The organism is Rahnella sp. CG8 (genome assembly GCF_023701875.1).
In the GTDB taxonomy this organism is placed as follows: Bacteria; Pseudomonadota; Gammaproteobacteria; order Enterobacterales; family Enterobacteriaceae; genus Rahnella; species Rahnella aceris.
This window is the reverse complement of sequence record NZ_JABAED010000001.1, coordinates 387960-412196: the sequence shown is the minus strand read 5'-3', so window position 1 is coordinate 412196 and position 24237 is coordinate 387960. Positions and strand designations below refer to the sequence as shown.

Genomic DNA, 24237 nt, shown 5'->3' with positions numbered 1-24237 from the left:
CAGTGTAGGTGAAAGATTTGTTTTAAGACGAATCCAATAAAAAAGGGCATAACTATTGTTATGCCCTTTTGTCTGCTGACTAAGAAAACTTATTCTTCTTCGTCATCAGCTGGCTGATCGTCTTCACTTTCCGCGTCGTCTGGCAGATCGGCTGCTTGTGCCGCTTCCAGTTCGCCCGCTTCGGTGGCTACGCCATCCAGTTCTTCGTCTTCAACCGGTTCTGCAACACGTTGCAAGCCAACCACATTCTCATCGTCTGCGGTACGGATAAGCGTCACACCCTGAGTGTTACGACCAACAGTACTCACTTCGGAAACACGGGTACGCACCAGCGTACCGGCATCGGTGATCATCATGATTTGATCCGCTTCATCAACCTGAATCGCACCAATAACCGGTCCGTTACGCTCACTCACTTTGATTGAGATAACGCCCTGCGTTGCACGGGATTTAGTTGGGTACTCGGTCGATTCAGTACGTTTACCGAAACCGTTCTGCGTCACAGTCAGGATACAACCGTCACCGCGTGGGATGATAAGCGATACAACGCTGTCGCCTTCGCCCAGACGGATACCGCGAACCCCCGTCGCCGTACGGCCCATTGAGCGGACGGCTTCTTCAGAGAAGCGCACGACTTTACCTGCTGCAGAGAACAGCATGACTTCGTCTTTACCGTCAGTCAGGTCAACACCAATCAGCTCATCACCCTCGTTGAGGTTGATGGCGATAATGCCGGCGCTGCGTGGACGGCTGAAATCGGTCAGCGCGGTTTTCTTCACGGTACCGCTGGCGGTTGCCATGAACACATGACGACCTTCTTCGTACTCGCGTACTGGCAGAATGGCGGTAATACGTTCGTTCGGCTCAAGCGGCAACAGGTTGACGATAGGACGGCCACGGGCACCGCGGCTGGCTTCCGGCAACTGATAGACTTTCATCCAGTACAGACGCCCGCGACTTGAGAACATCAGAATAGTGTCGTGGGTGTTGGCCACCAGCAGACGATCGATAAAGTCTTCTTCTTTAATGCGTGCTGCTGACTTCCCTTTACCGCCGCGACGCTGCGCTTCGTAATCAGTCAGAGGCTGATATTTCACGTAGCCCTGATGCGACAAGGTCACCACAACGTCTTCCTGATTGATCAGGTCTTCGATGTTGATGTCAGAGGTATTTGCCGTAATTTCGGTACGACGCGGATCGTTGTATTGATCACGGATCGCTTCCAGTTCTTCACGAATGACTTCCATCAGACGGTCAGGGTTGGACAGGATGAACAGCAGCTCAGCGATTTGCACCAGCAGCTCTTTGTATTCATCCAGCAGTTTTTCGTGCTCAAGACCGGTCAGTTTCTGCAGACGCAGATCCAGAATGGCCTGTGCCTGTTGCTCAGTCAGGAAGTATTTTCCATCATGAATACCAAACTGCGGCTCCAGCCATTCAGGACGGGCTGCATCGTCACCCGCACTTGCCAGCATTGCTGACACGTTGCCCAGATCCCATGAACGCGCGACCAGGCCAGCTTTCGCTTCAGCCGGCGTCGGTGCCGCACGGATCAGTTCAATGATCGGGTCGATGTTCGCCAGCGCGATAGCCAGTGCTTCGAGGATATGAGCACGGTCGCGGGCTTTACGCAGTTCGAAAATGGTACGACGCGTCACCACTTCACGGCGGTGGCGGACGAACGCTGACAAAATTTCTTTCAGACCGAGAATCTTCGGCTGACCCTGGTGCAGTGCCACCATGTTGATGCCGAAAGACGTCTGCAGTTGCGTCAGGGAATACAGGTTGTTCAGAACCACTTCACCGACAGCATCGCGTTTAATTTCAATCACGATACGCATGCCGTCTTTATCAGACTCATCGCGCAGCGCACTGATACCTTCGACGCGTTTTTCTTTCACCAGCTCGGCGATCTTTTCGATCAGACGGGCTTTGTTCACCTGATACGGGATCTCGTGAACAATGATGGTTTCGCGACCAGTTTTCGCATCGGCTTCTACTTCAGCACGGGCACGGATATAAATTTTGCCACGGCCGGTACGGTAAGCTTCTTCGATACCACGGCGACCGTTGATGATCGCAGCCGTCGGGAAGTCTGGCCCCGGGATGTGTTCCATCAGCCCTTCAATGCTGATGTTTTCATCTTCAATATACGCCAGACAGCCGTTGATCACCTCGGTGAGGTTATGCGGCGGAATGTTGGTTGCCATACCGACAGCGATACCCGACGAGCCGTTAACCAGCAGGTTGGGAATGCGCGTTGGCATAACAGAAGGAATTTGTTCTGTGCCGTCATAGTTTGGCACGAAATCGACAGTTTCTTTTTCTAAATCTGCCAGCAATTCGTGTGCAATTTTTGACATGCGGATTTCGGTATAACGCATGGCTGCTGCGGAGTCGCCATCCACTGACCCGAAGTTACCCTGCCCGTCCACCAGCATATAGCGAAGTGAGAAAGGCTGAGCCATACGAACGATGGTGTCATAAACCGCGGTATCACCGTGTGGGTGATATTTACCGATAACGTCACCGACCACACGGGCCGATTTTTTATAGGCTTTATTCCAGTCGTTACCGAGGACATTCATTGCGAAAAGTACGCGGCGGTGCACCGGTTTCAAACCATCGCGCACATCTGGTAACGCACGTCCGACAATAACGGACATCGCATAATCCAAATAAGAGTTTTTAAGCTCTTCTTCGATGTTAATCGGTGTGATTTCTCTGGCAAGGTCGCTCATGGAGCTGCTATCCCTCTACTGATTATTCATGGCCGCTGCCCACGTAGGCATATATAGCGCAAAGGTGTAAAACTATACCACAAACCAGCCAAACGTGGAAAACAACCGCCCCCTTTTGCCGACTATTATCCAACGCGTTTCAAACCTTTGCACGCAGGGCTTCATTTCGTATAAACATTAACCAAAACCACAAAACTGAGCCAAAGCAGATGGAATATGTATAATCCGCTAATCAAGTTATAAGGAGTTCATCACGCTCATGACAACCACACCCTCCGCAACACCGCAAAACATCGACCATGAAGAAATCGCCAAATTTGAAGCCGTCGCCTCGCGCTGGTGGGATCTGGAAGGCGAATTCAAACCGCTGCATCGCATCAATCCGCTGCGTCTGAACTACATTCTCGAACGCGCTGATGGCCTGTTTGGAAAAAATGTTCTCGATGTCGGCTGCGGTGGCGGCATTTTGAGTGAAAGCATGGCAGTGGCGGGGGCGACAGTCACCGGACTGGACATGGGCGGCGAACCCTTGCAGGTAGCACGTTTGCATGCACTGGAAAGCGGCGTGAAGGTGGAGTACGTGCAGGAAACCGTGGAAGCGCACGCCGACGCGCATCCGCAGCAATATGACGTGGTGACTTGCATGGAAATGCTGGAACACGTACCGGATCCGGCTTCTGTCGTTGCCGCCTGCGCGCGTCTGGTGAAACCTGGCGGCCATGTGTTCTTTTCCACCATCAACCGCAACAATAAAGCCTGGCTGATGGCCATTTTCGGCGCTGAATATGTGCTGAAAATGGTGCCGAAAGGCACGCACGACATCAAAAAATTCATCAAGCCGTCTGAATTGCTGGGCATGATTGACCGCACATCGCTGTTTGAGCGTCACATTATGGGACTGCACTACAACCCGCTGACCGACCATTTCAAACTCGGGCCAAATGTTGATGTGAACTACATGATCCACACCCAGGCGCTGTAATATTCTGACCGCAAAAAAGGGTACAGCCTGCGCTGCACCCTTTTAATTTCACGGCTAACTGACTGACTTACCAGCGAATACCCACCCCAACTGACGCTTCGGTTTGCGAAAAATCATCTGACCCTTCTTGCTGTCCAACCTTGCCCCAGAGCGTGGTATTTTCGCCCAAATTGCCACTGATCCCGGTACTCAGTTCCGCACTGTCTTTGGCGGTGTTATCGGTGAAATTCACGCCATCCACATTCAGGGAAGTTTCCGCACTGTTATGGCGGTAATTCGCCTCTACAAAAGGTCTGAGATGCAGCGTCGGCGACGGATGAATATCCCATTCACTGCGCAAGCCTAAGCGCGTCTGAACGTTATTATCCCCCTGTTGTGCCACTTTCGACTGATTCGACGCGGTAAAATCTTTCTGCTTCACGCCCTGATAAATCACCTGCGCCTGGGGTTGCACGGTCCAGTTCCACTGGTTTCCCTGCATCAGGGTAAAACGGTAACCACCTTCCAGTGAGGCGGAAAGGCCGGAAGAGTGATAATTATCATCACCTGTACCGTCTTCGCTGACGCTGTTATCAAACCAGGCATATTGCATCCAGCTGTCGAGATACGCGCCCTGATGATCCTGTGCGTTCTGATACCAGGAAGCGGTCAGTCCGACGGCGTATCCCTGGCTGTCATTATCTGATTTGCGCCCGGTCAGTACACTGGTGCTATCGCCGTGGCTGTTACTGTAACCGCCCACCACACCCGCCAGGATTTCCCCGTCACCTGCATTATTGCGCAGGAAATTGCCGCTGATCTGAACCACTGACGTGTCATTGTGACTGTCAATCTGGCTGGCAAAGGTTGAGCTGTCGCGCGATGAATCCACCCGCAGCTTAATATTGTCATGACCGGCACCGGCATGATCCTGCGCCGTCATACTGAAGGCATTATTGGCGATGCGCAGGTTGCTCATATAGCCGCCCATTTTAGGGTTCAGCACCGGTGTAAAATCTTCCCCGCCAGAGGCTGGCACAGGTTGCGGCTGCGGTTGAACATCGGGATCAGGTTGCGGCTGGACGTCAGGATCGGGCTGAGGTTCCGGTTGAGGCTCCGGCGTCACCACCTGCGAGCGCAGATACCAGTCCTGATTATCCTGCACCAGAGAATAGTCGTAGGCGCCCATATTGATATATTGCTGACCACCGGCCAGATGGAAATCTGCCGCGTTCTGGAAGCTTTGCGGGTCGGCAACAAAATCGACAACTTTGATGCCGGTTTGTGTCGCCTGCCCGATGCCGCTGACCGGCACAACCGCCAGCGCGGTATCACCGGAAGTATTGCCGTTAAGAATCAGCTGGTCGGTCGCCGAGGTATCACCATTCATTTCAGTTTCCAGCACCAGCGTGCCGCCGCCGGTGTAATCACCGTTGACCGTCAGCGTATCCCCGGCCTTGCCATTCTCCAGACTGGCGGTTCCTGCGCTGTTATCAAGGCTGCCGTTGACCGTCACACCGGCTAAATAGGTCAATGCATCCAGGGAAAGATTCGTGTTCAGCGTGCCTTTAAGCGCCATACCGGACGTAGCATTCACCAGCGTGCCCCCCGTGCCGGTAAACAGGCTGGCATCCAGCGCCGAGGAAGTGTCCTGATTTGTCAGGACCAGCTGAGTGTTGTCGGAAATCAACAGTGTACCGGTGGAATCCGCATCGATGCTGCGCACCTGCTGATCCATGCCGGTGGCAAACGTGGCATTTTCGCCGACGTACAATGAAGAGGCGTCTGCGATGATGTTTTCCGCGCCTCCCTGCAAAGTACCCTGTTCGACCCGGACAGCGGAATGGCTGTTGCCCGAATCTTTCAGAATCAACGTACCGTTACCGGTTTTGGTGAACGTGCTGTCAACGTCTGCCTGCCCGCCGGTACTGTCAGCGGTTAAGCCGCCCCATTGCGTGGTCACGCCGTCGTCCACCTGCATCGTCCCTGAGGCCCGCATTTCAATATCTCGTGCCTTACCGGTTTGTGCTGATGTGGTATCGACCTGCCCGCTGGTATCGCCCGGCGCAGAAATCTCCAGCGTACTGGCCTGTGCCGGATCAGTAAAAATGACCTGACGATTATAGGCTTCATCGCCCAACTGAGAGTTACCGGTGACCTGCAATGTCCCGGAAGCGATCTGCGTCGTGCCCAGATAAGTATTGTTATCCGCCAGCGTGACGCGTCCGGCACCGGCATCAATCACCGCATACACGCCGCCATCAACGTGATAGTCGCTGCCCGTCCCCAGCGTCACCAGATCAGCATTACCGATTACCGTACCGCCGGACCCTGTAATCGTCAGGCCGTCGTTAGTCTGATTCGCTTCACCGTTGAAGGTGGTCATGTCCGACAAATCCAGCACACCGCCGTCGAGCACAACAGACTGCGGATCGGCCTGCAATATCGCTAAATCTTCAGCATCGCCCTGAACGCTGAGTACAGCGTTTTGTTCCACCACAATGTCGCCATCCAGCCCCATAGACTGCGCGCCGGTCAGGGTGAAACTGCCGTTTTCTGCCACGGTCAGATCGCCCGCACCTGTTGTGGTGCCCGCCATATAGCCGCTGTTAACAATGACATTACCGCCAGCATCAATATTCAATGTGCTGTTCTCATGCCCCATAAAGGCATTTTTAAAGGTTTGCTGCGTGCTGCCAACATTCAGTATTGCCGTGTCATTCACATAATTATCGTTACCTAACACAATACCGTGACAGGTATCTGCCGCAGCCTGACAGTTGGTGTCGCCGACATTGATCAGCGTGTCATCACGTCCCAGAGTGACCGTGCCCTCTAAAATGTCGAATACGCCGGTAAAACCGCTGTTATCAGCATTAAGTACCAGTTCACCAGCACCGCGTTTGAAAATCGCGCCATAACCGGCGATCGAGTCATAAGCGCCGTCGTTGGCGGTATTACCGATGATCAGCGTTTTATCTGCAGCAATATCAAAATCGGCTTCGCTGTGGCCGAGATACATGAACCCGCCGCCAGCGGCATCGGGAGCATCGCCATAATTGCCAGCGACGTTATCGTGGTAATAGGCAACACCATCATTTTCTTGATAGTTTTCATCAATGTTGATGTTGATCAGGAATGGCGTAGACGCGCTGCTGGTGTAGATTGCGCCTCCCTGTCCTTCGGCCTGATTGCCGGTGAATTCGCTGTTAGTGATAAACATGCTGCCGTGGGAGTCAGACGTATTGTCCGTGGCATCAATCGCACCACCGCTACCATTACCTGAACTGGCACTTTTGTTGGTTTTTGCCTGATTATCCTCAAATAAAACATTTGTCAGCTGGACTTTATTATTAAGAGAATAAATAGCGCCGCCTTTCCCCTCACTGGAAATATTCCCTGAAAACACGGCATTAGTAATGGCAAGATCAGTATCACCTTCATCATTGGTGCCATTCATATATATTGCACCGCCGTAATCATGGGCGACGTTATCAATGAACAGGGTATTTTCTAAATATACCGTCGAGTTTTCTTTCGCAAAGATCGCGCCACCGTTTCCCGAACTGCTGTTTCCGGTAAATACGCTGTAACCGGTGGTGCTCTCAGGAATAATCTCCAGTGTGGTGCTGTTTCCCAGGTGGAAGGCACCGCCCGAGGAACCTGAACCGTTCAGGCCGGAGAACTGCATCTCAGCGCCATCAGCCACGGTATAGGTATTGAGGGTTTTATTTTCAAGCGTGGTGGCCGTGGCGTTGCAACTTTCAGTAATTTGCAACCCTGAACAGGTCGGGAGAGTTTCTGCAAAAGCCGCCTCTGAAAAAGGCAATAAATTAAAGACTAAAAATAAACACGCCGTGATTTTATTGAAGACCATTGAAGTTCTAATCCCGCACCTGATGAAAGAGGAGCGAAAGTAATATGCACAGTGCCGGGAGACCACTTAATGATAAATTTAGAATATATAAACAACATCATTCATTCATCATATGTATTTATAATAAGGCTCATTTTTCTCAAAAACGCACTTTTCAGAAAGTGAACAAAAACCTGGTAGCAAGGTTGCTCCGAAGCGGCTTAACGGCTGTACGGCGACGCCAAATCGTCATCGGTTGCAAGTCATTTTTTCCGCTAATCCAGTAGAATTTACGTTAAGAGACGGGGTATGCCGGGGTTAAAACCTTAGTTTTTAGGACGTTGGTTGGCGTGAACACCGCAACATGATTTTTTAGAATAGTTATCCAGATCAATATAGCGTTTTTTTCTAACGTTTAATAAACCGGCAGTTGATCACCTTTCATAAAAATATAAGAAAATCGTATCTGAGATATTGACAGGTTTGTCGCGCCAGCAATGACGGACTTCTCAGGCTTGACGTCAAAATTTCTCCCCAACTTATCCACAAATCTGCCCGTTTTGTTCACTTGCAAAAGGGACATTCAATCACTATCTTGTCATCAGAAAATAACAAACCCACAATATATTGTGTTTATATCCTGACCAGCACACTAGGAACCTCTTGTGCTGCCGCGCATGTTTTACGCGGTCAGGTCAGACCCTTTATAAACCTTTAAGGTATCGCACCCAATGAACCAAAGTCTGCTTGTTACTAAACGTGATGGCCGCACAGAACGCATCAACCTTGATAAAATCCACCGTGTCATTGACTGGGCAGCGGAAGGTCTTCAAAACGTATCAGTTTCTCAAGTAGAACTCCGTTCACACATCCAGTTCTATGACGGCATCAAAACCGCTGATATTCACGAAACCATCATCAAAGCGGCGGCTGATCTGATCTCTAAAGATGCACCGGATTACCAATATCTGGCCGCGCGTCTGGCGATCTTCCACCTGCGTAAAAAAGCCTACGGCCAGTTTGAACCACCAAAACTGATCGACCAGGTGACCCGCATGGTTGAAATGGGTAAATACGACAAACATCTGCTGGAAGACTACACGGCTGAAGAGTTCGAGCAGATGGACAGTTTTATTGACCACTGGCGCGACATGAATTTCTCTTACGCTGCGGTTAAGCAACTGGAAGGGAAATATCTGGCACAGAACCGTGTGACCGGCGATATCTACGAAAGTGCTCAGTTCCTCTACATTCTGGTCGCGGCCTGCCTGTTCTCCGGCTACCCGCGCGAAACCCGTCTGGATTACATCAAACGTTTCTACGACGCGATTTCAACCTTCAAAATTTCCCTGCCTACGCCAATTATGTCCGGCGTGCGCACTCCGACCCGTCAGTTCAGCTCATGCGTGCTGATCGAATGTGGCGACAGTCTGGATTCCATTAACGCGACCTCCAGCGCCATCGTGAAATACGTTTCACAACGCGCCGGTATCGGCATCAACGCCGGTCGCATTCGTGCGCTGGGCAGCCCGATCCGTGGCGGTGAAGCATTCCACACCGGTTGTATCCCGTTCTACAAACATTTCCAGACTGCGGTGAAATCCTGTTCTCAGGGCGGTGTTCGTGGCGGCGCAGCGACACTCTTCTACCCGATGTGGCATCTGGAAGTCGAAAGCCTGCTGGTACTGAAAAACAACCGTGGTGTTGAAGGCAACCGCGTCCGTCATATGGACTACGGCGTGCAGATCAACAAACTGATGTATCAGCGTCTGGTGAAAGGCGGCGACATTACCCTGTTCAGCCCGTCTGACGTACCTGGCCTGTACGATGCATTCTTTGCCGATCAGGACGAGTTCGAGCGTCTGTACGAGAAGTACGAGCAGGATGCCAGCATCCGTAAGCAGAAAGTGAAAGCGGTGGAACTGTTCTCCCTGATGATGCAGGAACGCGCCTCTACAGGCCGTATCTACATTCAGCATGTTGACCACTGCAACACCCACAGCCCGTTTGATCCGGCTATCGCGCCTGTTCGCCAGTCCAACCTGTGTCTGGAAATTGCGCTGCCAACCAAACCGCTGGATGACGTTAATGACGAAAACGGCGAAATCGCGCTGTGTACGCTGTCTGCTTTCAACCTCGGTGCGATCGAAAGCCTCGACGATCTGGAAGAACTGGCTGTTCTGGCAGTTCGCGCTCTGGACGCCCTGCTCGATTATCAGGATTACCCGATCAAAGCCGCAAAACGCGGTGCGATGGGCCGACGTACGCTGGGTATCGGCGTTATTAACTACGCGTATTATCTGGCGAAAAACGGTGTGCGTTATTCCGATGGCAGCGCTAACAACCTGACCCACAAAACGTTCGAAGCCATTCAGTATTACCTGCTGAAAGCCTCCAACGAACTGGCGAAAGAACAAGGCGCGTGCCAGTGGTTCAACGAAACCACCTATTCACAAGGCATCATGCCGGTGGATACCTATAAGAAAGATCTGGATGCCATCTGCGATGAACCGCTGCATCTGGACTGGGATACGCTGCGTGAAAACATCAAAACATACGGCCTGCGTAACTCCACGCTGTCCGCGCTGATGCCGTCCGAGACCTCTTCGCAGATCTCCAACGCCACCAACGGTATCGAGCCACCTCGCGGCCACATCAGTATCAAAGCGTCGAAAGACGGGATTCTGCGTCAGGTTGTGCCGGAGTACGAGCGTCTGAAAGATCAGTACGAACTGCTGTGGGATATGCCGAACAACGACGGCTACCTGCAACTGGTTGGCGTAATGCAGAAATTCATCGACCAGGCGATTTCGTCAAACACCAACTACGACCCGTCGCGCTTCCCGAACAGCAAAGTGCCAATGAAACAGTTGTTGAAAGACTTGCTGACCGCCTACAAATTTGGCGTGAAAACGCTGTACTATCAGAACACCCGTGACGGTGCTGATGATGTACAGGAAGACATGAAAGCCGATGTGGCTGATGACTGTGAAAGCGGCGCCTGCAAAATCTAATCTTTTGTTTTAACTAAGAATATTATTCAAAACCCCCGTCAGGGGGTTTTTGCCGAGAATTTCGAGGAAGTTATGGCCTACAGTACTTTTTCCCAGAATAAAAACGATCAGCTTCTTGAGCCAATGTTCTTTGGTCAGTCGGTTAACGTTGCCCGTTTCGACCAGCAGAAGCATGAAATCTTTGAAAAACTGATCGAAAAGCAACTGTCCTTCTTCTGGCGTCCGGAAGAGATTGATGTATCCCGTGACCGTATCGATTTTCAGGCGTTGCCGGATCACGAGAAACACATTTTCCTGAGCAACCTGAAATACCAGACGCTGCTGGATTCCATTCAGGGCCGCAGCCCGAACGTCGCGCTGTTACCGCTGATTTCTATTCCTGAGCTGGAAACCTGGGTCGAAACCTGGGCGTTTTCGGAAACTATTCACTCGCGCTCTTACACACATATTATCCGCAACATCGTGAATGATCCGGCGATTGTGTTTGACGATATCGTGACCAATGAAGAAATCCTCAAGCGCGCGAAAGACATCTCCGGTTACTACGACACGCTGATCGAGATGACCAGCTACTACCATCTGCTGGGCGAGGGCACGCATCAGGTCAACGGCAAAACCGTTGTAGTTAACCTGCGTGAACTTAAGAAGAAACTCTACATCTGTCTGATGAGCGTCAACGCGCTGGAAGCCGTACGTTTCTACGTCAGCTTTGCCTGTTCATTTGCCTTCGCTGAACGTGAACTGATGGAAGGCAACGCGAAAATCATCAAGATGATCGCCCGTGATGAAGCGCTGCATCTGACCGGCACTCAGCACGCGCTGAACCTGCTGCGCTCAGGTCAGGACGACCCTGAAATGGCAGAAATCGCGCTGGAATGTCAGCAGGAGTGCCATGACCTGTTCGTGCTGGCGGCACAGCAGGAAAAGGACTGGGCAGAATACCTGTTCAAAGACGGTTCGATGATCGGCCTGAACAAAGACATTCTGTGTCAGTACGTCGAATACATCACCAATATCCGTATGCAGGCTGTCGGGCTGGATGCTCCGTTCAAAACCCGCTCGAACCCGATCCCGTGGATCAACGCCTGGCTGGTGTCTGATAACGTGCAGGTTGCGCCACAGGAAGTGGAAGTCAGCTCCTATCTGGTAGGTCAGATTGATTCTGAAGTTCACGCCGATGACCTGAGTGATTTCGAGCTTTAAATGGCCGACAGAACCATCACACTTTCAGCAAACGGACAGCAACTGGCGTGTAAGTCAGAGCACCGGAATTTGCTGGAGGTGTTTGAACATCATCAGGTTGAAGTGGAATACCAGTGTCGCGAAGGTTATTGCGGATCGTGCCGGATGCGGTTGATTAACGGTGAGGTCGCCTACAGCGAGAAACCCCTGGCCTTTATCTCAGACGGCGAGATTTTGCCGTGTTGTTGCATGCCGGTTGGGGATATTGAGATCGCGTTTTAGACTTTACTCCTCCCCCTGCGAAGGGGGAGGACGGGAGGGGGTTTTAAGGGCTAACATCTCATCAAAGCCAACCTCAACTCTTTGATTTCGCTTTAATACCCCACCCCAGCCCTCCCCTTCGCAGGGGAGGGAGCTAAAGCTAAACCTTAGCAACCCGATCCAACCACGGGTAATCCGCCACCGGCTCCCACCCGTTCAGGTAACGCCGCAGCATATCCATCGCCACCATCGCCATGGTCTCCTGACGTAATGCCAGTCCGTGACGCGTGGCGGTATAGCGGATTGTCAGGCCGCTGGTGCCGGTTGGGGTATGCAGTGCCAGACTTAATTCTGCACCTGACAGCGCGCCCACAGCCAGCGCCAGTTGTGCGCCGGTGGTTTCGGCCAACGTCTGCGCACGCGCCAGTAAGCATTCGAGGGATTTCTCTGGTGAGGCTTCGTCACCCTGGGGCAATAACTCGCCGTTGACCAGCGGAACGCCGGCGCTTTGCAGACGCCAGTTCAGCAGGCCGCCGGTGAAACTTTCACTGACCGCCAGACGTAAATCCTGCGCCAGCAGGCGTTCTGCCAGACGATCCGGCAGGCTACCCAGCCCTTCAAAAATCGTGCTCTCCCCTGCGACTTCACGCACGCGTTCAAACGCTTTGTGCATTGCAGCCTCCTGAGAGCGCGGGCCGGTGACTTTCAGCTCAATAATCGGCGATGACGAACGGTAACCCATCACCACGCCTTCCGGCAGCTCAAGTTGATCCAACTCGGTGGCAAGGTCACTTTCGCCACGTCCGAACGTGGTCAGACGCAAACATAACGGCGCTTCCAGCGCCGGAAATTGTTTGTGCAGACGTGGAACGATTTGTTGTTCCACCATCACTTTAAATTCGGACGGTACGCCGGGCGTGAAGAAAATCTGACAGCGGTTGAGCTTCACGCTGAAGCCGCAGGCGGTGCCCACCGGATTATCCAGCAGCTCGGCATTGGCCGGGATTTGTGCCTGTTTGCGGTTGGATTCGGCCATCGGACGGCCACGTTCATTGAAGAACGCCTGCATGGTTTCAATCCAGCCAGCATCTTCCACCAGTTCCACATCACAGGCTTTAGCCGCCGCCAGCGCGCTTAAATCATCGGTCGTTGGCCCCAGGCCGCCGTTCACGATAAGCACATCAGCGATGTGGCTGCGTTCTTTGAGAACAGCCACCAGCGCGTCCAGACTGTCGCCCACGGTTTCACGACTGGTCATCGGTAAACCTTGCTCAAACAGATAATTCGCCAGCCATGCCGAATTGGTATCCACAATCTGGCCGTGCAGCACTTCATCACCCGTACTCAGCATCTCAACCCTAAGCATCCCGTTCTCCTTCTGTCTTTTTTGTTACTCCACTGTAGAAAGGCTGGGACAGAAAAACAATCTCCGTTCGCCAGAAAACAAAAAGGCCCGCACGAATGCGAGCCTTCAGATTTTGCTTCAGACAAAATCAGAAATTAACAGCGCCACCTAAATAAGCACCGTCTGCCACCACGTTATCGCGGTTGCCATCTTTGCCATCCATCGCCATGTAGCGGTAACCCACGCTCACGGTAACCAACGGGATGGCCGTCAGACGAATACCTGCGTTCGCTTCTTCATAGTTAGCAATGCCGCTGGACAGGGAATCCGGGGAATAATAATAGTCGCCGTACAGGGTGAACATTTTCGCGATTGGCAGTTGCAGACCACCGCCGACGGCCGCAGCGTACCCTTCGTCACCGTCTTTAGGATTGGTGTACAGGCCCTTACCGCCGACGGTCGCGATGAACGGACCCAAAGGAATGTTGTATCCCAAACCCAAGCCTGCCACATCACCGTCGTCATCGTTATGGGTGTAATCACCGCTCAATGCCAGACCCGGAGATGTGGTGCCGAAGCCCACACCCAGATGCGTGTAATGCTCACCGACTTCACCATTGACACTGATTGCGCTGGCAGATGCCGCGACAAACATCAGACTGGCAGCGGCACCAGCGACAAGTAACTTTTTCATTATTTATCCTAAATAACAGTCAAACGACAATAAATCTTCCAAGGGAAGTCTAAAGCAATTCACTCAGTCGTAACAACTTTTTGGAACGTGAATGCATTCACCGGGGTTGTGAAAATTGTAAGAAACATCGTTTTCATTGATGAAATGAACGTTTCCCATCGAAATGATAACTCCCACCTATTTGCCTCTGATCAATATAGGGTTTATTTCTAATCGGTAGAGTTAATTTGACTTAAGTGAGGTTAAAGGACCCCCCCAACGTTTTTACTTACATACACACGCAATTACCGGAAGGAATTTTTATGACCAAGAAAGGTTTAACCACCGCCGCTGGCGCGCCAGTCGTCGATAATAACAACGTGATTACCGCTGGCCGCCGTGGCCCGTTGCTTTTGCAGGATGTCTGGTTTCTTGAGAAATTAGCGCATTTCGACCGCGAAGTGATCCCGGAGCGTCGTATGCACGCTAAAGGCTCCGGCGCTTATGGTACTTTCACCGTGACGCACGATATTACCGCTTTCACCCGCGCGAAGATCTTCTCCGCAATCGGCAAACAAACTGACATGTTTATCCGTTTCTCGACGGTTGCCGGTGAACGCGGTGCAGCGGATGCCGAACGTGATATTCGCGGTTTCTCGATGAAGTTCTACACCGAAGAAGGAAACTGGGATTTAGTCGGCAATAATACGCCGGTGTTTTATCTGCGTGACCCGCTGAAATTCCCGGATCTGAACCACGTCGTCAAACGTGACCCGCGCACTAACCTGCGTAATCCGGCATACAAATGGGACTTCTTCTCTCATCTTCCGGAAGCCCTGCATCAGCTGACCATTGATGTCAGCGACCGTGGCCTGCCAACGTCTTACCGTCATATCCACGGTTTCGGCAGCCATACCTTCAGCTTTATCAATACTGAAAATGAACGCTTCTGGGTGAAATTCCACTTCCGCTGCCAGCAGGGTATTGAAAACCTGATGGACGATGAAGCCGAAAAACTGGTGGGCACCGACCGCGAGAGTTCGCAGCGTGATTTGTATGAAGCGATTGAACGCGGCGATTTCCCGCGCTGGAAACTGTTTGTGCAAATCATGCCGGAAGCGGACGCTGCAAAACTGCCGTACAACCCGTTTGACCTGACCAAAGTCTGGCTGCACAGCGATTATCCGCTGATTGAAGTGGGTGAATTCGAACTGAACCGCAATCCGGAAAACTACTTTGCCGAAGTAGAACAAGTCGCCATGAGCCCGGCCAATGTAGTACCTGGCATCGGTTTCTCACCTGACCGTATGCTGCAGGGGCGTCTGTTCTCTTACGGCGATGCGCACCGTTACCGTCTGGGCGTAAATCATCATCAGATCCCGGTCAACGCGCCAAAATGCCCGTTCCATAATTATCACCGTGACGGCGCAATGCGTGTGGACGGTAACAGCGGCAACGGCGTGACTTACGAACCCAACAGCGCGGGCTTGTTCCAGCAACAGCCCGATTTCAGCGAACCGCCACTGAGCATTGAAGGCGCGGCAGACCACTGGAATCACCGGGAAGATGATGATTACTTCACTCAGCCACGTTTGCTATTCAACCTGCTGTCTGAGGCTGAACATCAGCGTATGTTTGCACGCATTGCCGGTGAGCTGAAACATGCTTCGCCGGAAACGCAGGCACGCCAACTGGCACTGTTCTATAAAGTCGATCCGGCTTATGGCGCAGGGGTTGAGAAAGCACTGAAAGACTGACTTTTTACCATCAGAAATCATAAAGGCCGCATTATGCGGCCTTTATTGTTTATTCCGGGCTATTGTTTTACGAAAGCATTTCTACCCATTGCCGGACGCTCGCCCGCGAGATTTTAATCCCCCCCTGCGACAAAGCCCCGGGCAGCGGATGATAGGCCACCGGCAACTGGAAACGCGGGATCTTATCGCTCAGCCAGCGATTGAGTTCCTCATACACCAGCCCGGCTTGTGCTTCGAGCACGGCGACCGGTCGCTGACCAAATTGCTCATCTTCCACCGGAACCACAAATGCCTGCGAAACCTGCGGGTGGCTGACCAGCACTTTCTCGATATCTTCAGGTTGGATCCCTTCTCCGCCGCTGAAAAACAAATTATCCATCCGCCCGGCCACCTGCAGTTCATCGTCAATCCACGTGCCACGGTCGCGGGTATGCAACCACCCTTGCGCATCAGTCACCGGTGATAGCTGACCGTTTTTCCAGTAACCACTAGCCATACTGGCGGTACGGATCAGGATCTCCTGGTCAACGATTTTGACTTCCTTCCCCGCCAATACCTGACCGATACCGGCGCTGCCATCGGCTCGTTTCGCCGTCACTGTGGACGCAGTTTCCGTCAGCCCATATCCGCACCAGCAGCGTATTCCTGCTTTTTCTGCCTGTTCAGTCAGCGCCAGAGGAATTTGCGCCCCACCAAGCAAAACGTCTGTCAGCTTTTCAGGCACCGGCGTGCCTTGCAGCAGACGCCAGAGTTGCGTCGGTACCAGCGAAGCGTGGCTGCATTCTGCCAGCGCTGCATCGAGCGGTTGGTCTTCGGACAGCATCAGCGTAGCGCCGGCCAGCAGCCAGCGCCAGACGATGCCTTGCCCGGAAACATGAAACAGTGGCAGAGAAAGTAACCAGCTATCGTTACGGGTGAAAGGGATCAGGTTCAGCACACCCGCCGCACTGGCGAGATGGGCGGCAACCGTATGTGCTGCGGCTTTCGGTAAACCGCTGGAACCCGATGTCAGCGTCAGTGTGGCAATACGCTGCGGTTGCCATCCGGCAGAACTGAGCCAACAGGCATTCTGCATGGTCAGCGCGGGAATATTCAGCGGCAGTTCCGGCTCCGCCAGATCCAGTACAAAAGCGATATCGAGTTGCGAAAGCAGTTCATCACATAATGCCCAAGGCAGTTGCGGATTAAGCGGTAACAGGCGCGCGCCGGTTTGTAATAACGCCAGATAGCTGAGTACGGCATCAAGGGTGTTTTTACTGCGCAAAACCACACCCGCGCCTTCGCCCACACCCTGCGCAATAAAACCGGCTGCCAGCGTGTCGATGCGGTGCTGTAAATCACGCCAGCACCAGGTGATATCTCCCGCTTTCAGCGCTACGGCAAAAGGTGAAAGGTTTGCCCTTTCACGCCATGGCCAGTCGTTGATCATTTGCTCTGCCACACAATCTCCAGATCAGATACATCCGTTAGCGGTAATTCAGAGCCCGGCCAGCGACGGATCAACTGCGTCCGCATGAGATCCAGCGTATCCAGCCCCGGAATGGCGTCCGGCGTCAGCCATTGGGCAATGCGCGCCAGTTGTGTCAGCCCGAGACTCGACTCGATGGAGGAACTGATCACAGCTTCCAGCCCTGCGGCATGCGCCTGCGCGATCAGCTGACGGCAACGCATCAGACTGCCGGTCAGCGTGGGTTTGATGATGATCGCCGCCAGCCCGGGTTCGGCCTTCACGGTAAAACCGGTTTCGCGCACGCTTTCATCCCAGGCGATCGCAATACCGGTCAGACGGGCGAAATCGCGGGACTGCTCGCGGGTCAGGCACGGTTCTTCGATAAACGCGATGCGTGAACGCAGTTCGGGCGCCACATGACGGGCAAACCCTTCGGCTTTGACCGGCGTCCAGCTGCGGTTGGCATCAAGGCGCAAATGCAGTTCCGGCAAGGCTTCCAGCAACATACTGACATTCAGACCATCGCCGACGGATTCGTACAATCCCACTTTCACCTTAGCCACTTTCCTGCCGCGAAAATCGCCCGGCAGCGCACCCAGACGCGCATAAAGCTCATTCGGATCGCCATGACACAACGGCGCACAGCGCGTGCTCAGCACTTCGGGCAATTCGCCGCGTAATTCGGCGTCCGCACAACTCAGCCCGAAAGCCACCGAAGGTAAAGCACTGAACGCAGAGGCAACGGCAGCCAGCGAGGCCCCCTGCACCCACTGGCTCAGGCCATGCTGAACGGCATCCTGCGCCTGAGACACATCTTCCACACTAAAACCGGGCAGCGGCGCAACTTCGCCCCAACCCGTTGCTTCGTCCTGCCACAGTGACACCAAAAAACCGTCGCGGGTTTTCAGGCGCTGATTGCGCAGCACCACCCCAGCCTCCATCGGCACGCTGTACCGATACACCGTGGCGCGACGCATTATGGATTACGCTTAAATTTGCTGAAGTCCGGCTGGCGTTTTTCATTAAACGCGTTGCGACCTTCCTGACCTTCATCGGTCATGTAGAACAACATTGTGGCGTTCCCTGCCAGTTCCTGAAGCCCTGCCTGACCGTCGCAATCGGCGTTCAGTGCGGCTTTCAGGCAACGCAGTGCCATCGGACTGTTTTCCAGCATTTCACGACACCAGCGCACCGTTTCTTTTTCCAGATCGGCCAGAGGAACTACGGTGTTGACCAGCCCCATATCCAGCGCCGCTTTAGCATCGTACTGACGGCACAGGAACCAGATTTCACGGGCCTTTTTCTGACCGACGATACGCGCCATATAGGATGCGCCCCAGCCGCCGTCGAAAGAACCAACTTTCGGGCCGGTCTGCCCGAAGATGGCGTTATCTGCCGCAATGGTCAGGTCACACATCATATGCAGAACATGGCCGCCGCCAATGGAATAACCAGCAACCATCGCCACGACTGGTTTCGGACAGGTGCGGATCTGGCGCTGGAAATCCAGCACGTTGAGATGATGCACACCGCTGGCATCCTGATAACCACCGTAATCGCCACGCACTTTCTGATCGCCGCCCGCACAGAAGGCTTTTTCGCCTTCACCGGTCAGCACGATCACGCCGATGCCTTCGTCGTTACGGGCATCGTCGAGTGCGCGGATCATTTCTTTGACGGTCAGCGGACGAAATGCATTGCGAACCTGCGGACGGTTGATGGTGATTTTAGCGATGCCGTCGGTAGATTTGTGGTAACGAATATCTTCAAACTCGCCGGTACAATCACGCCATTCGACTGGCGCGTACAGTTCTTTTTCATCAGGATAAATCATGTTCAACTTCCTTTAAGACAGGTGAAGTAATAAATGCCAGCGCCTGACGGGCAAACTCCGCCGGGTTATCACTGTGGGCGTTATGCCCGGCATTAGCGACAGTGCGTAGCCCGAAACCGGATTGCTGCGCAAGATGAATAAACTTGGCGTCCTGACTGCCACACAACCACACAACCGGCAGGGAAAGCCGCAGCAATTGTGCGCGTAAATCAGGCTGTACCGAAAGCGACGTGGCCGCCAGCATGGCAGAGACAGTGTGCGGGTTGTTGTTCTCACGCAGCACGATCATTTGCTGGCGTTGCGCATCGGTCAGGCTGGAAAACACCGGCTGGCGATACCAGCTTTCCAGCGCCTGTTTCCACGGTACTTGCAAAAAGCGAGCCGCCCATTGCTGATCATGATGGCGGCGTTGTGCGCGTTCAGCCTGACAGGTCAGCCCCGGATGTGCGCCTTCCACCAGCAGCCCCTGCAATCCGCTGCGATCACCCTGACAGGCGTGATACAGACTGATGCGCCCCCCCAGCGAGTAGCCGATCAGCCAGTACGCAGTGACGTTATTTTCGTGCAGGGTATCGGTTAACAGCTGGCTGACATCCGCAAATCCGGCAGCTGTCAGCGACGCGGAACGACCATGTCCCGGTAAATCCACAAACAGACAAGGCCAGCCTTCAAGCGCAGGAAGTAAGGGTTGCCAGTCATCTGCACTGCCCAGCAGGCCGTGGAGAAACACCAGCCACGGACGATCTTTAACCTCTGGGTTGAGTGTGTGACAGGCCAGCGTCATGATGCGCTCATCTCCTTCACCAGCGAACGCAGGCATTCTGCCCCTTCTGTCTCACTGACTTTCAACTCGATCAGTTTCACGCCACCATGCTGCCAGCATTGTCTGACGGCATGATGAAGCTCAGACATCGATGCCGGACAGGCATAATCCAGACCAAACATCGCTGCCGCATGGCTGAAGCTGACGTTCTGCGGCATGCAGTAAAAACGCTGCCGCTCGGCTTCGGGCGTTGGCAACAACGAGAAAATTTGTCCACCATTGTTATTCACCACAATAATCACCGTCGGCGCGGAACACTGACGCATCAGCGCCAGCGCGTTTAAATCATAAAGTGCAGAGATATCACCCAGCAGCACCAGCGTCGGTTTGCAGGTCGCGCGCTGCACACCTGCGGCGGTGGACAGCAGCCCGTCAATACCGCTTGCCCCGCGATTGGCGAAAACAGGATAACCGGCGGGGAGTTGGGCAAAGGCATCCACCAGACGAACAATCAGACTGTTGCCAAGAAATAACTGGCCGTGCTCAGGTAATAAAGCCGGAAGCTGCCACGCTGCGGCGGCCTCGCCAAATACACCGTCGAGACGGGTTTCAACCGCATGTAACGCCCGCTGCGAGCAATGCTCAAGGGCTTCTGCCCAGTCAGGCTGAGGCTGTGCCGGGTGAGACTGTAACCATTCACTGACGCGGGCCTGTAGACGACGACCGCGATGCTGCGCCGGATCCTGACGGCCTGACAGCGGGTCAACCAGCCAGTATTCATCGGGTTGACAGGTCGCCTGCCATTGCAGCAGGCGCTTACCGGTCAGACCGCCACCGAACTGGATAACCAACTGGACGTGCGCCAGTATCGCCTGCGCCTGCGGCGATGCCAGCCACAAATCTGCGCAGGGAAGCGGATTGCCGGTTGATGCCTGCACATCACTGATCAACGGCCAGCCCAGTTGCGCCGCCCACTGCGCCACCTGTTCACTTTCGCAGGCAGAAAGACGGCCAGCGATAATGACGCCGCGCTTTTGCCGCCAGGAAAACCAGTCCGGCTGCGCGATTGCAGGCAAAACCTGAGAATAATTCAGCCACGGTTCATGGCCCTGCCACCAGTCGCCCAGCGCCAGCAACCAGTCCTGATGCTCGCCGTTGTCCTCGCCATACAACGGTTCGGCGAACGGACAGTTAATGTGCACGGCGCCGTGCGTCTGCTGCGCCAGCGTATTATCCAGCGCAGAAACCAGCCAGCGCGCACTGATTTCAAGCGTCGGACGCGGTAAATCCAGCGTCCCGACGGGGTGACTGGCAAACATGCCGGTCTGGCGGATAGCCTGATTCGCACCGCAATCGATGAGTTCCGGCGGACGATCAGCCGTGAGCAACACCAGCTTTTCGCCGGTCAGCCCGGCTTCGATCAGCGCCGGATATAAATTTGCCACCGCCGTGCCGGAGGTGACGATGATCGCCACCCGCTGCCCGCTGGCTTTTGCCAGCCCGAGAGCCAGATGGCCAAGGCCGCGTTCATCAAAATGGGTGTGGCAGATAAGGTGCGGATGCGCGGCGGCGGCAAGGGTTAGCGGTGTAGAGCGGGAACCGGGCGCGATGCACACATGCTGCACCTGATGTCGGGTTAACGCTTCGAGGATAAGCGTCGCCCAGCGGCGGTTAAAGACGGCAACAGACATGTTCAATTCACTCCGGCAAGGGGTTATCCGGCCTGAACGGCAGGCGTATAATGCTCTTCCAACAAAGTGCGTAAACCAGCGGCTTTGTTTTCGATTTCCTGCCATTCCTGTGCAGCGTCAGAACCGGCGACAATCCCCGCGCCTGCGTAGAGTTCAAGATGATGTCCTTTCACCGTCGCCGAACGTAACGCGACGGTAAATTCACTTTGTTCAGCACTGAGATACCCGGCGGAACCGGCATACCACTCGCGGTCAAAAGGCTCAAATTCGGCGATAAATTCACGCGCGGCCTGACGGGGTAATCCGGCCACTGCTGCGGTCGGTTGCAGACGTTGCAGACAAGCAGCGTCATCGGGGTCGGTCAGCTCACCGTGAATATTGCGGCGTAAATGCTGCACCTTGCGCAGACGTAAAATCTCCGCTGGCGTCACATCCAGCGAATGCGCCCCGCCCTGTAAGCGCTGGCAGATATCGTCGACGACCAGTAAATTTTCGCGTTGGTTTTTGCCATCGCTGAGCAGCCAGTCCCCCAGCGCCCGTGCTTCCCGGTCATCGGGATGATTGGCCACGGTTCCCGCCAGCGCTTCGGTATAGAGTTCGGTGTGATCACGCAAGAATAAACGTTCCGGGCTGGAGCCCAGAAACGCCTGTTGCGGGGTAAAAGCCAGCATGAAATGGTAACAGTGATGATTAACGTCGCGGCTGGCGGCAAGAAATGCGCAGGCATTCAGCGGCTGGCTGAGCGTTAAGGTGGTTTTTCGCGCCAGCACCACTTTGTCGAACTGATGCTGCTCAATACCCGACAGCGCGCGGTCTATCAACTGTTTCCACTGAGGCTCGTCCGGTAAATGATGATGTTGCAATACACGGGAAGCGATCGACGGTAAGGCGCGACTGACGACCAGTGAACGTAAAAATAAGCGGGTGCGACGTGCCTCATCGCGTAAAGAATGTGGGCTGAAAACGGTACACCGCAGCCAGTAACTGTTTCCCTGACGGCAAAGTTCGATGCGCGGAAGAAACAGTGCGTTGGCAGCTATTGCAGCCCCGTCAGCCCCGTTAAACGCATTCAACCCCCAGATATGCAAATCGGGTTCATCCTGGTGCTCGCGGATGAACGCCTGTGCCCGGGCGGTATCGCAAAATGAGTAGGCATCACCACAAACAGCGGCTTCTTCATTGCCATCACGATGTTGCCAGTAGAATTTCGGGTAGCAGGGTTGCGCAGACAACCATTCCAGCAGGCCGGTGTCAGGCTGTTTTTGCAGGGAATAACTGAACTGCCGGATCCCCGCTGCATCAGGCCATTCGCCTGCCAGCGTCGTATCAAGCTGCTCAATGATTGCTGATATTTGTTTCACCGCTACCTCAGGCCATACCGGATGTTTAGTGACGGGCAGAAATACCCTTCTGGATCAAAAAACGGGTTGGATCAATTACGGATGAATTATGCGGCGATACGAAAAATGAAAATATGCGACAGATCAAGCTGAAGTGAGTGCCATTAGCTAAGAAGGAGTATAGGCAGGGAGAAAGGAGTAAGCAAACCGGGAGAAACAAAACAGGAGCAGCACGCGCTGCCCCTGTTCAGTCAGATTAACGACGCAGCAGCAGGCCGACAACCAGACCTACGGCAGCACCGACACCCACACCATGCCATGGGTTTTCATGCACATAGTCGTCAGTTCTTTCCGCTACCAGACGGGCTTTCTTGCAGTAAGAGCGTGCAGCCGGGTCAATACGTGATTTGATGTCTTTCAGCGCATTTTCTGCGCGTGCTTTGACCTGAATGTACTTCTCATCCGCTTTGTCACCAGAGGACTTCAGTACTTCTTCCAGCGTTTCAGTCAGCATGCGTAAATCGTCGTCCAGCGAATTTTGCTGTGTCTCAAATTGGTCAGCCATGGTTATCTCCTTATGATGTGTTCGTGTAAAAGCATAGACTGCTTTTAACCCTAGCGTATATCAGGAGTAATTGCCTGAAGGATCCGCCCTAAACTGCAGAAAAACCGAGGAATTAAGAACCTTCTGACCCTTTCGTTTCAGTGAAAACCGCCCCTTTCCTGGCGTCGCTTTGCTGCTTTTCACGCTGTTTTGCCAGCCATAATCCGCTGTTTTTCATTGCATAACCGAATACCAGCCCGACCAGCAAAGATACCACCACCTGACGCCAGTCACCTTGTGCGGCGAAGGTCGCGCAGGCACCAATAAAGGTACCCGGTACAAAGGCCAGCCACTGCTGCCGTGCCTGAATACACATCAGAAACGCCACTACGCCAGTCAGCAGATAACCAAGAATGCTCCATTCCGGACGCATTGCGCTTCCCGCGATGATCACGACAGCCCAGAATACACCGCTGAGACAGGTCAGCGTGCTGATCAGCAATCCGCGTAATCCGCCCTGCGGACACGCAAAATATGCCGTGCATCCAAGAAAACCCGCCCAGCTTATCAGGCCAAAGCTAATCGCAACCCAGCCCCAGATACCGGAGAGGATACCGGTGGTAATGGCGATCATCACTAAAACATTCATGGTGTGAACCTGTACGAATCTGAACAAGCGCGCAGTGTACGCATTGGCAGGAATAATGAAATGGGAGAGATCACAAAACCAATGTAATAATTTATTGAACGTACATATAAATGTGATTTGCATCACAATATCTAACCAATACGATTAAAAAAGCCGCTCATGCGAGCGGCTTCGTC

At 53.6% G+C, this 24237-nt stretch carries 17 protein-coding genes; 5 read left to right on the top strand and 12 right to left on the bottom strand.

The genetic code is table 11. The features are described 5' to 3' along the window. Window positions 1-89: 89 nt before the first annotated feature. The gene (gene gyrA, locus HGO41_RS01975; protein ID WP_013574618.1) at window positions 90-2741 is read right to left on the bottom strand and encodes a DNA topoisomerase (ATP-hydrolyzing) subunit A; all 2652 of its coding nucleotides are present in this window, start codon (window positions 2739-2741) and stop codon (window positions 90-92) included. A gap of 259 nt (window positions 2742-3000) precedes the next feature. Here gyrA and ubiG point away from each other — a divergent pair, with 259 nt between their 5' ends. Further along, window positions 3001-3723: a bifunctional 2-polyprenyl-6-hydroxyphenol methylase/3-demethylubiquinol 3-O-methyltransferase UbiG gene (ubiG, locus tag HGO41_RS01970; RefSeq protein WP_013574617.1), complete on the top strand. Its 723-nt coding sequence runs from the start codon at window positions 3001-3003 to the stop codon at window positions 3721-3723. A 67-nt stretch (window positions 3724-3790) separates the two neighbouring features. On the opposite strand, the gene yfaL is transcribed toward ubiG, so the two are convergent. Beyond that, window positions 3791-7579: an AIDA-I family autotransporter adhesin YfaL/EhaC gene (yfaL, locus tag HGO41_RS01965; RefSeq protein ID WP_285427117.1), complete on the bottom strand. Its 3789-nt coding sequence runs from the start codon at window positions 7577-7579 to the stop codon at window positions 3791-3793. A gap of 710 nt (window positions 7580-8289) precedes the next feature. Here yfaL and nrdA point away from each other — a divergent pair. The 3 genes from nrdA (at window position 8290) to yfaE (ending at window position 12036) form a co-directional block, all read left to right on the top strand. Continuing rightward, a complete protein-coding gene (gene nrdA, locus HGO41_RS01960) occupies window positions 8290-10572 on the top strand; it encodes a class 1a ribonucleoside-diphosphate reductase subunit alpha (protein ID WP_013574614.1) in 2283 nt (760 codons plus the stop codon). 72 nt (window positions 10573-10644) lie between these two features. Further along, on the top strand, window positions 10645-11775 hold the full coding sequence (gene nrdB, locus HGO41_RS01955) for a class Ia ribonucleoside-diphosphate reductase subunit beta (RefSeq protein WP_013574613.1): 1131 nt from the start codon (window positions 10645-10647) through the stop codon (window positions 11773-11775). Then, window positions 11776-12036 carry a class I ribonucleotide reductase maintenance protein YfaE gene (gene yfaE / locus HGO41_RS01950; protein ID WP_013574612.1) on the top strand — a complete coding sequence of 87 codons (261 nt, stop codon included), beginning with the start codon at window positions 11776-11778 and terminating at the stop codon, window positions 12034-12036. Window positions 12037-12175: 139 nt separating this feature from the next. On the opposite strand, the gene HGO41_RS01945 is transcribed toward yfaE, so the two are convergent. Next, window positions 12176-13381 (bottom strand): nicotinamide mononucleotide deamidase-related protein YfaY, encoded by a 1206-nt coding sequence (locus HGO41_RS01945; protein ID WP_112151204.1) that lies wholly within the window; start codon window positions 13379-13381, stop codon window positions 12176-12178. Between the two features lie 127 nt (window positions 13382-13508). Next, a complete protein-coding gene (locus HGO41_RS01940; protein WP_013574610.1) occupies window positions 13509-14054 on the bottom strand; it encodes a YfaZ family outer membrane protein in 546 nt (181 codons plus the stop codon). Between the two features lie 302 nt (window positions 14055-14356). Between HGO41_RS01940 and HGO41_RS01935 the strand changes: the two genes are divergently transcribed. Further along, window positions 14357-15790: a catalase gene (locus HGO41_RS01935; protein ID WP_013574609.1), complete on the top strand. Its 1434-nt coding sequence runs from the start codon at window positions 14357-14359 to the stop codon at window positions 15788-15790. Between the two features lie 67 nt (window positions 15791-15857). On the opposite strand, the gene menE is transcribed toward HGO41_RS01935, so the two are convergent. The 8 genes from menE to HGO41_RS01895 all read right to left on the bottom strand — a co-directional run bounded on the left by menE (window position 15858) and on the right by HGO41_RS01895 (window position 24061). Beyond that, window positions 15858-17231 carry an o-succinylbenzoate--CoA ligase gene (gene menE, locus HGO41_RS01930; protein ID WP_112151205.1) on the bottom strand — a complete coding sequence of 458 codons (1374 nt, stop codon included), beginning with the start codon at window positions 17229-17231 and terminating at the stop codon, window positions 15858-15860. Beyond that, the gene (menC, locus tag HGO41_RS01925; RefSeq protein ID WP_013574607.1) at window positions 17216-18217 is read right to left on the bottom strand and encodes an o-succinylbenzoate synthase; all 1002 of its coding nucleotides are present in this window, start codon (window positions 18215-18217) and stop codon (window positions 17216-17218) included. The genes menE and menC overlap by 16 nt, the downstream gene beginning before the upstream one ends. Further along, window positions 18217-19074: a 1,4-dihydroxy-2-naphthoyl-CoA synthase gene (gene menB / locus HGO41_RS01920; RefSeq protein ID WP_013574606.1), complete on the bottom strand. Its 858-nt coding sequence runs from the start codon at window positions 19072-19074 to the stop codon at window positions 18217-18219. Before menB ends, menC begins: the two co-directional genes overlap by 1 nt. Next, the gene (gene menH / locus HGO41_RS01915) at window positions 19061-19858 is read right to left on the bottom strand and encodes a 2-succinyl-6-hydroxy-2,4-cyclohexadiene-1-carboxylate synthase (protein ID WP_250980718.1); all 798 of its coding nucleotides are present in this window, start codon (window positions 19856-19858) and stop codon (window positions 19061-19063) included. The genes menB and menH overlap by 14 nt, the downstream gene beginning before the upstream one ends. Next, complete coding sequence (gene menD / locus HGO41_RS01910) at window positions 19855-21528, bottom strand: 2-succinyl-5-enolpyruvyl-6-hydroxy-3-cyclohexene-1-carboxylic-acid synthase (protein WP_131638734.1); 1674 nt, start codon at window positions 21526-21528, stop codon at window positions 19855-19857. The genes menH and menD overlap by 4 nt, the downstream gene beginning before the upstream one ends. A 23-nt stretch (window positions 21529-21551) precedes the next feature. Then, complete coding sequence (gene menF, locus HGO41_RS01905; RefSeq protein ID WP_037036193.1) at window positions 21552-22889, bottom strand: isochorismate synthase MenF; 1338 nt, start codon at window positions 22887-22889, stop codon at window positions 21552-21554. Window positions 22890-23124: 235 nt separating this feature from the next. After that, on the bottom strand, window positions 23125-23433 hold the full coding sequence (gene elaB / locus HGO41_RS01900; RefSeq protein WP_013574602.1) for a stress response protein ElaB: 309 nt from the start codon (window positions 23431-23433) through the stop codon (window positions 23125-23127). A gap of 112 nt (window positions 23434-23545) precedes the next feature. Beyond that, window positions 23546-24061, bottom strand: coding sequence for a DUF1097 domain-containing protein (locus tag HGO41_RS01895; protein ID WP_013574601.1), 516 nt, complete (start codon window positions 24059-24061; stop codon window positions 23546-23548). Window positions 24062-24237 lie beyond the last annotated feature (176 nt).

What these genes read in the sequence shown, in the direction of transcription:
- gyrA (WP_013574618.1), bottom strand. Translation starts at nt 2,741, where the DNA reads ATGAGCGACCTTGCCAGAGAAATCACACCGATTAACATCGAAGAAGAG.
- ubiG (WP_013574617.1), top strand. Translation starts at nt 3,001, where the DNA reads ATGACAACCACACCCTCCGCAACACCGCAAAACATCGACCATGAAGAA.
- yfaL (WP_285427117.1), bottom strand. Translation starts at nt 7,579, where the DNA reads ATGGTCTTCAATAAAATCACGGCGTGTTTATTTTTAGTCTTTAATTTA.
- nrdA (WP_013574614.1), top strand. Translation starts at nt 8,290, where the DNA reads ATGAACCAAAGTCTGCTTGTTACTAAACGTGATGGCCGCACAGAACGC.
- nrdB (WP_013574613.1), top strand. Translation starts at nt 10,645, where the DNA reads ATGGCCTACAGTACTTTTTCCCAGAATAAAAACGATCAGCTTCTTGAG.
- yfaE (WP_013574612.1), top strand. Translation starts at nt 11,776, where the DNA reads ATGGCCGACAGAACCATCACACTTTCAGCAAACGGACAGCAACTGGCG.
- HGO41_RS01945 (WP_112151204.1), bottom strand. Translation starts at nt 13,381, where the DNA reads ATGCTTAGGGTTGAGATGCTGAGTACGGGTGATGAAGTGCTGCACGGC.
- HGO41_RS01940 (WP_013574610.1), bottom strand. Translation starts at nt 14,054, where the DNA reads ATGAAAAAGTTACTTGTCGCTGGTGCCGCTGCCAGTCTGATGTTTGTC.
- HGO41_RS01935 (WP_013574609.1), top strand. Translation starts at nt 14,357, where the DNA reads ATGACCAAGAAAGGTTTAACCACCGCCGCTGGCGCGCCAGTCGTCGAT.
- menC (WP_013574607.1), bottom strand. Translation starts at nt 18,217, where the DNA reads ATGCGTCGCGCCACGGTGTATCGGTACAGCGTGCCGATGGAGGCTGGG.
- menB (WP_013574606.1), bottom strand. Translation starts at nt 19,074, where the DNA reads ATGATTTATCCTGATGAAAAAGAACTGTACGCGCCAGTCGAATGGCGT.
- menH (WP_250980718.1), bottom strand. Translation starts at nt 19,858, where the DNA reads ATGACGCTGGCCTGTCACACACTCAACCCAGAGGTTAAAGATCGTCCG.
- menD (WP_131638734.1), bottom strand. Translation starts at nt 21,528, where the DNA reads ATGTCTGTTGCCGTCTTTAACCGCCGCTGGGCGACGCTTATCCTCGAA.
- elaB (WP_013574602.1), bottom strand. Translation starts at nt 23,433, where the DNA reads ATGGCTGACCAATTTGAGACACAGCAAAATTCGCTGGACGACGATTTA.
- HGO41_RS01895 (WP_013574601.1), bottom strand. Translation starts at nt 24,061, where the DNA reads ATGAATGTTTTAGTGATGATCGCCATTACCACCGGTATCCTCTCCGGT.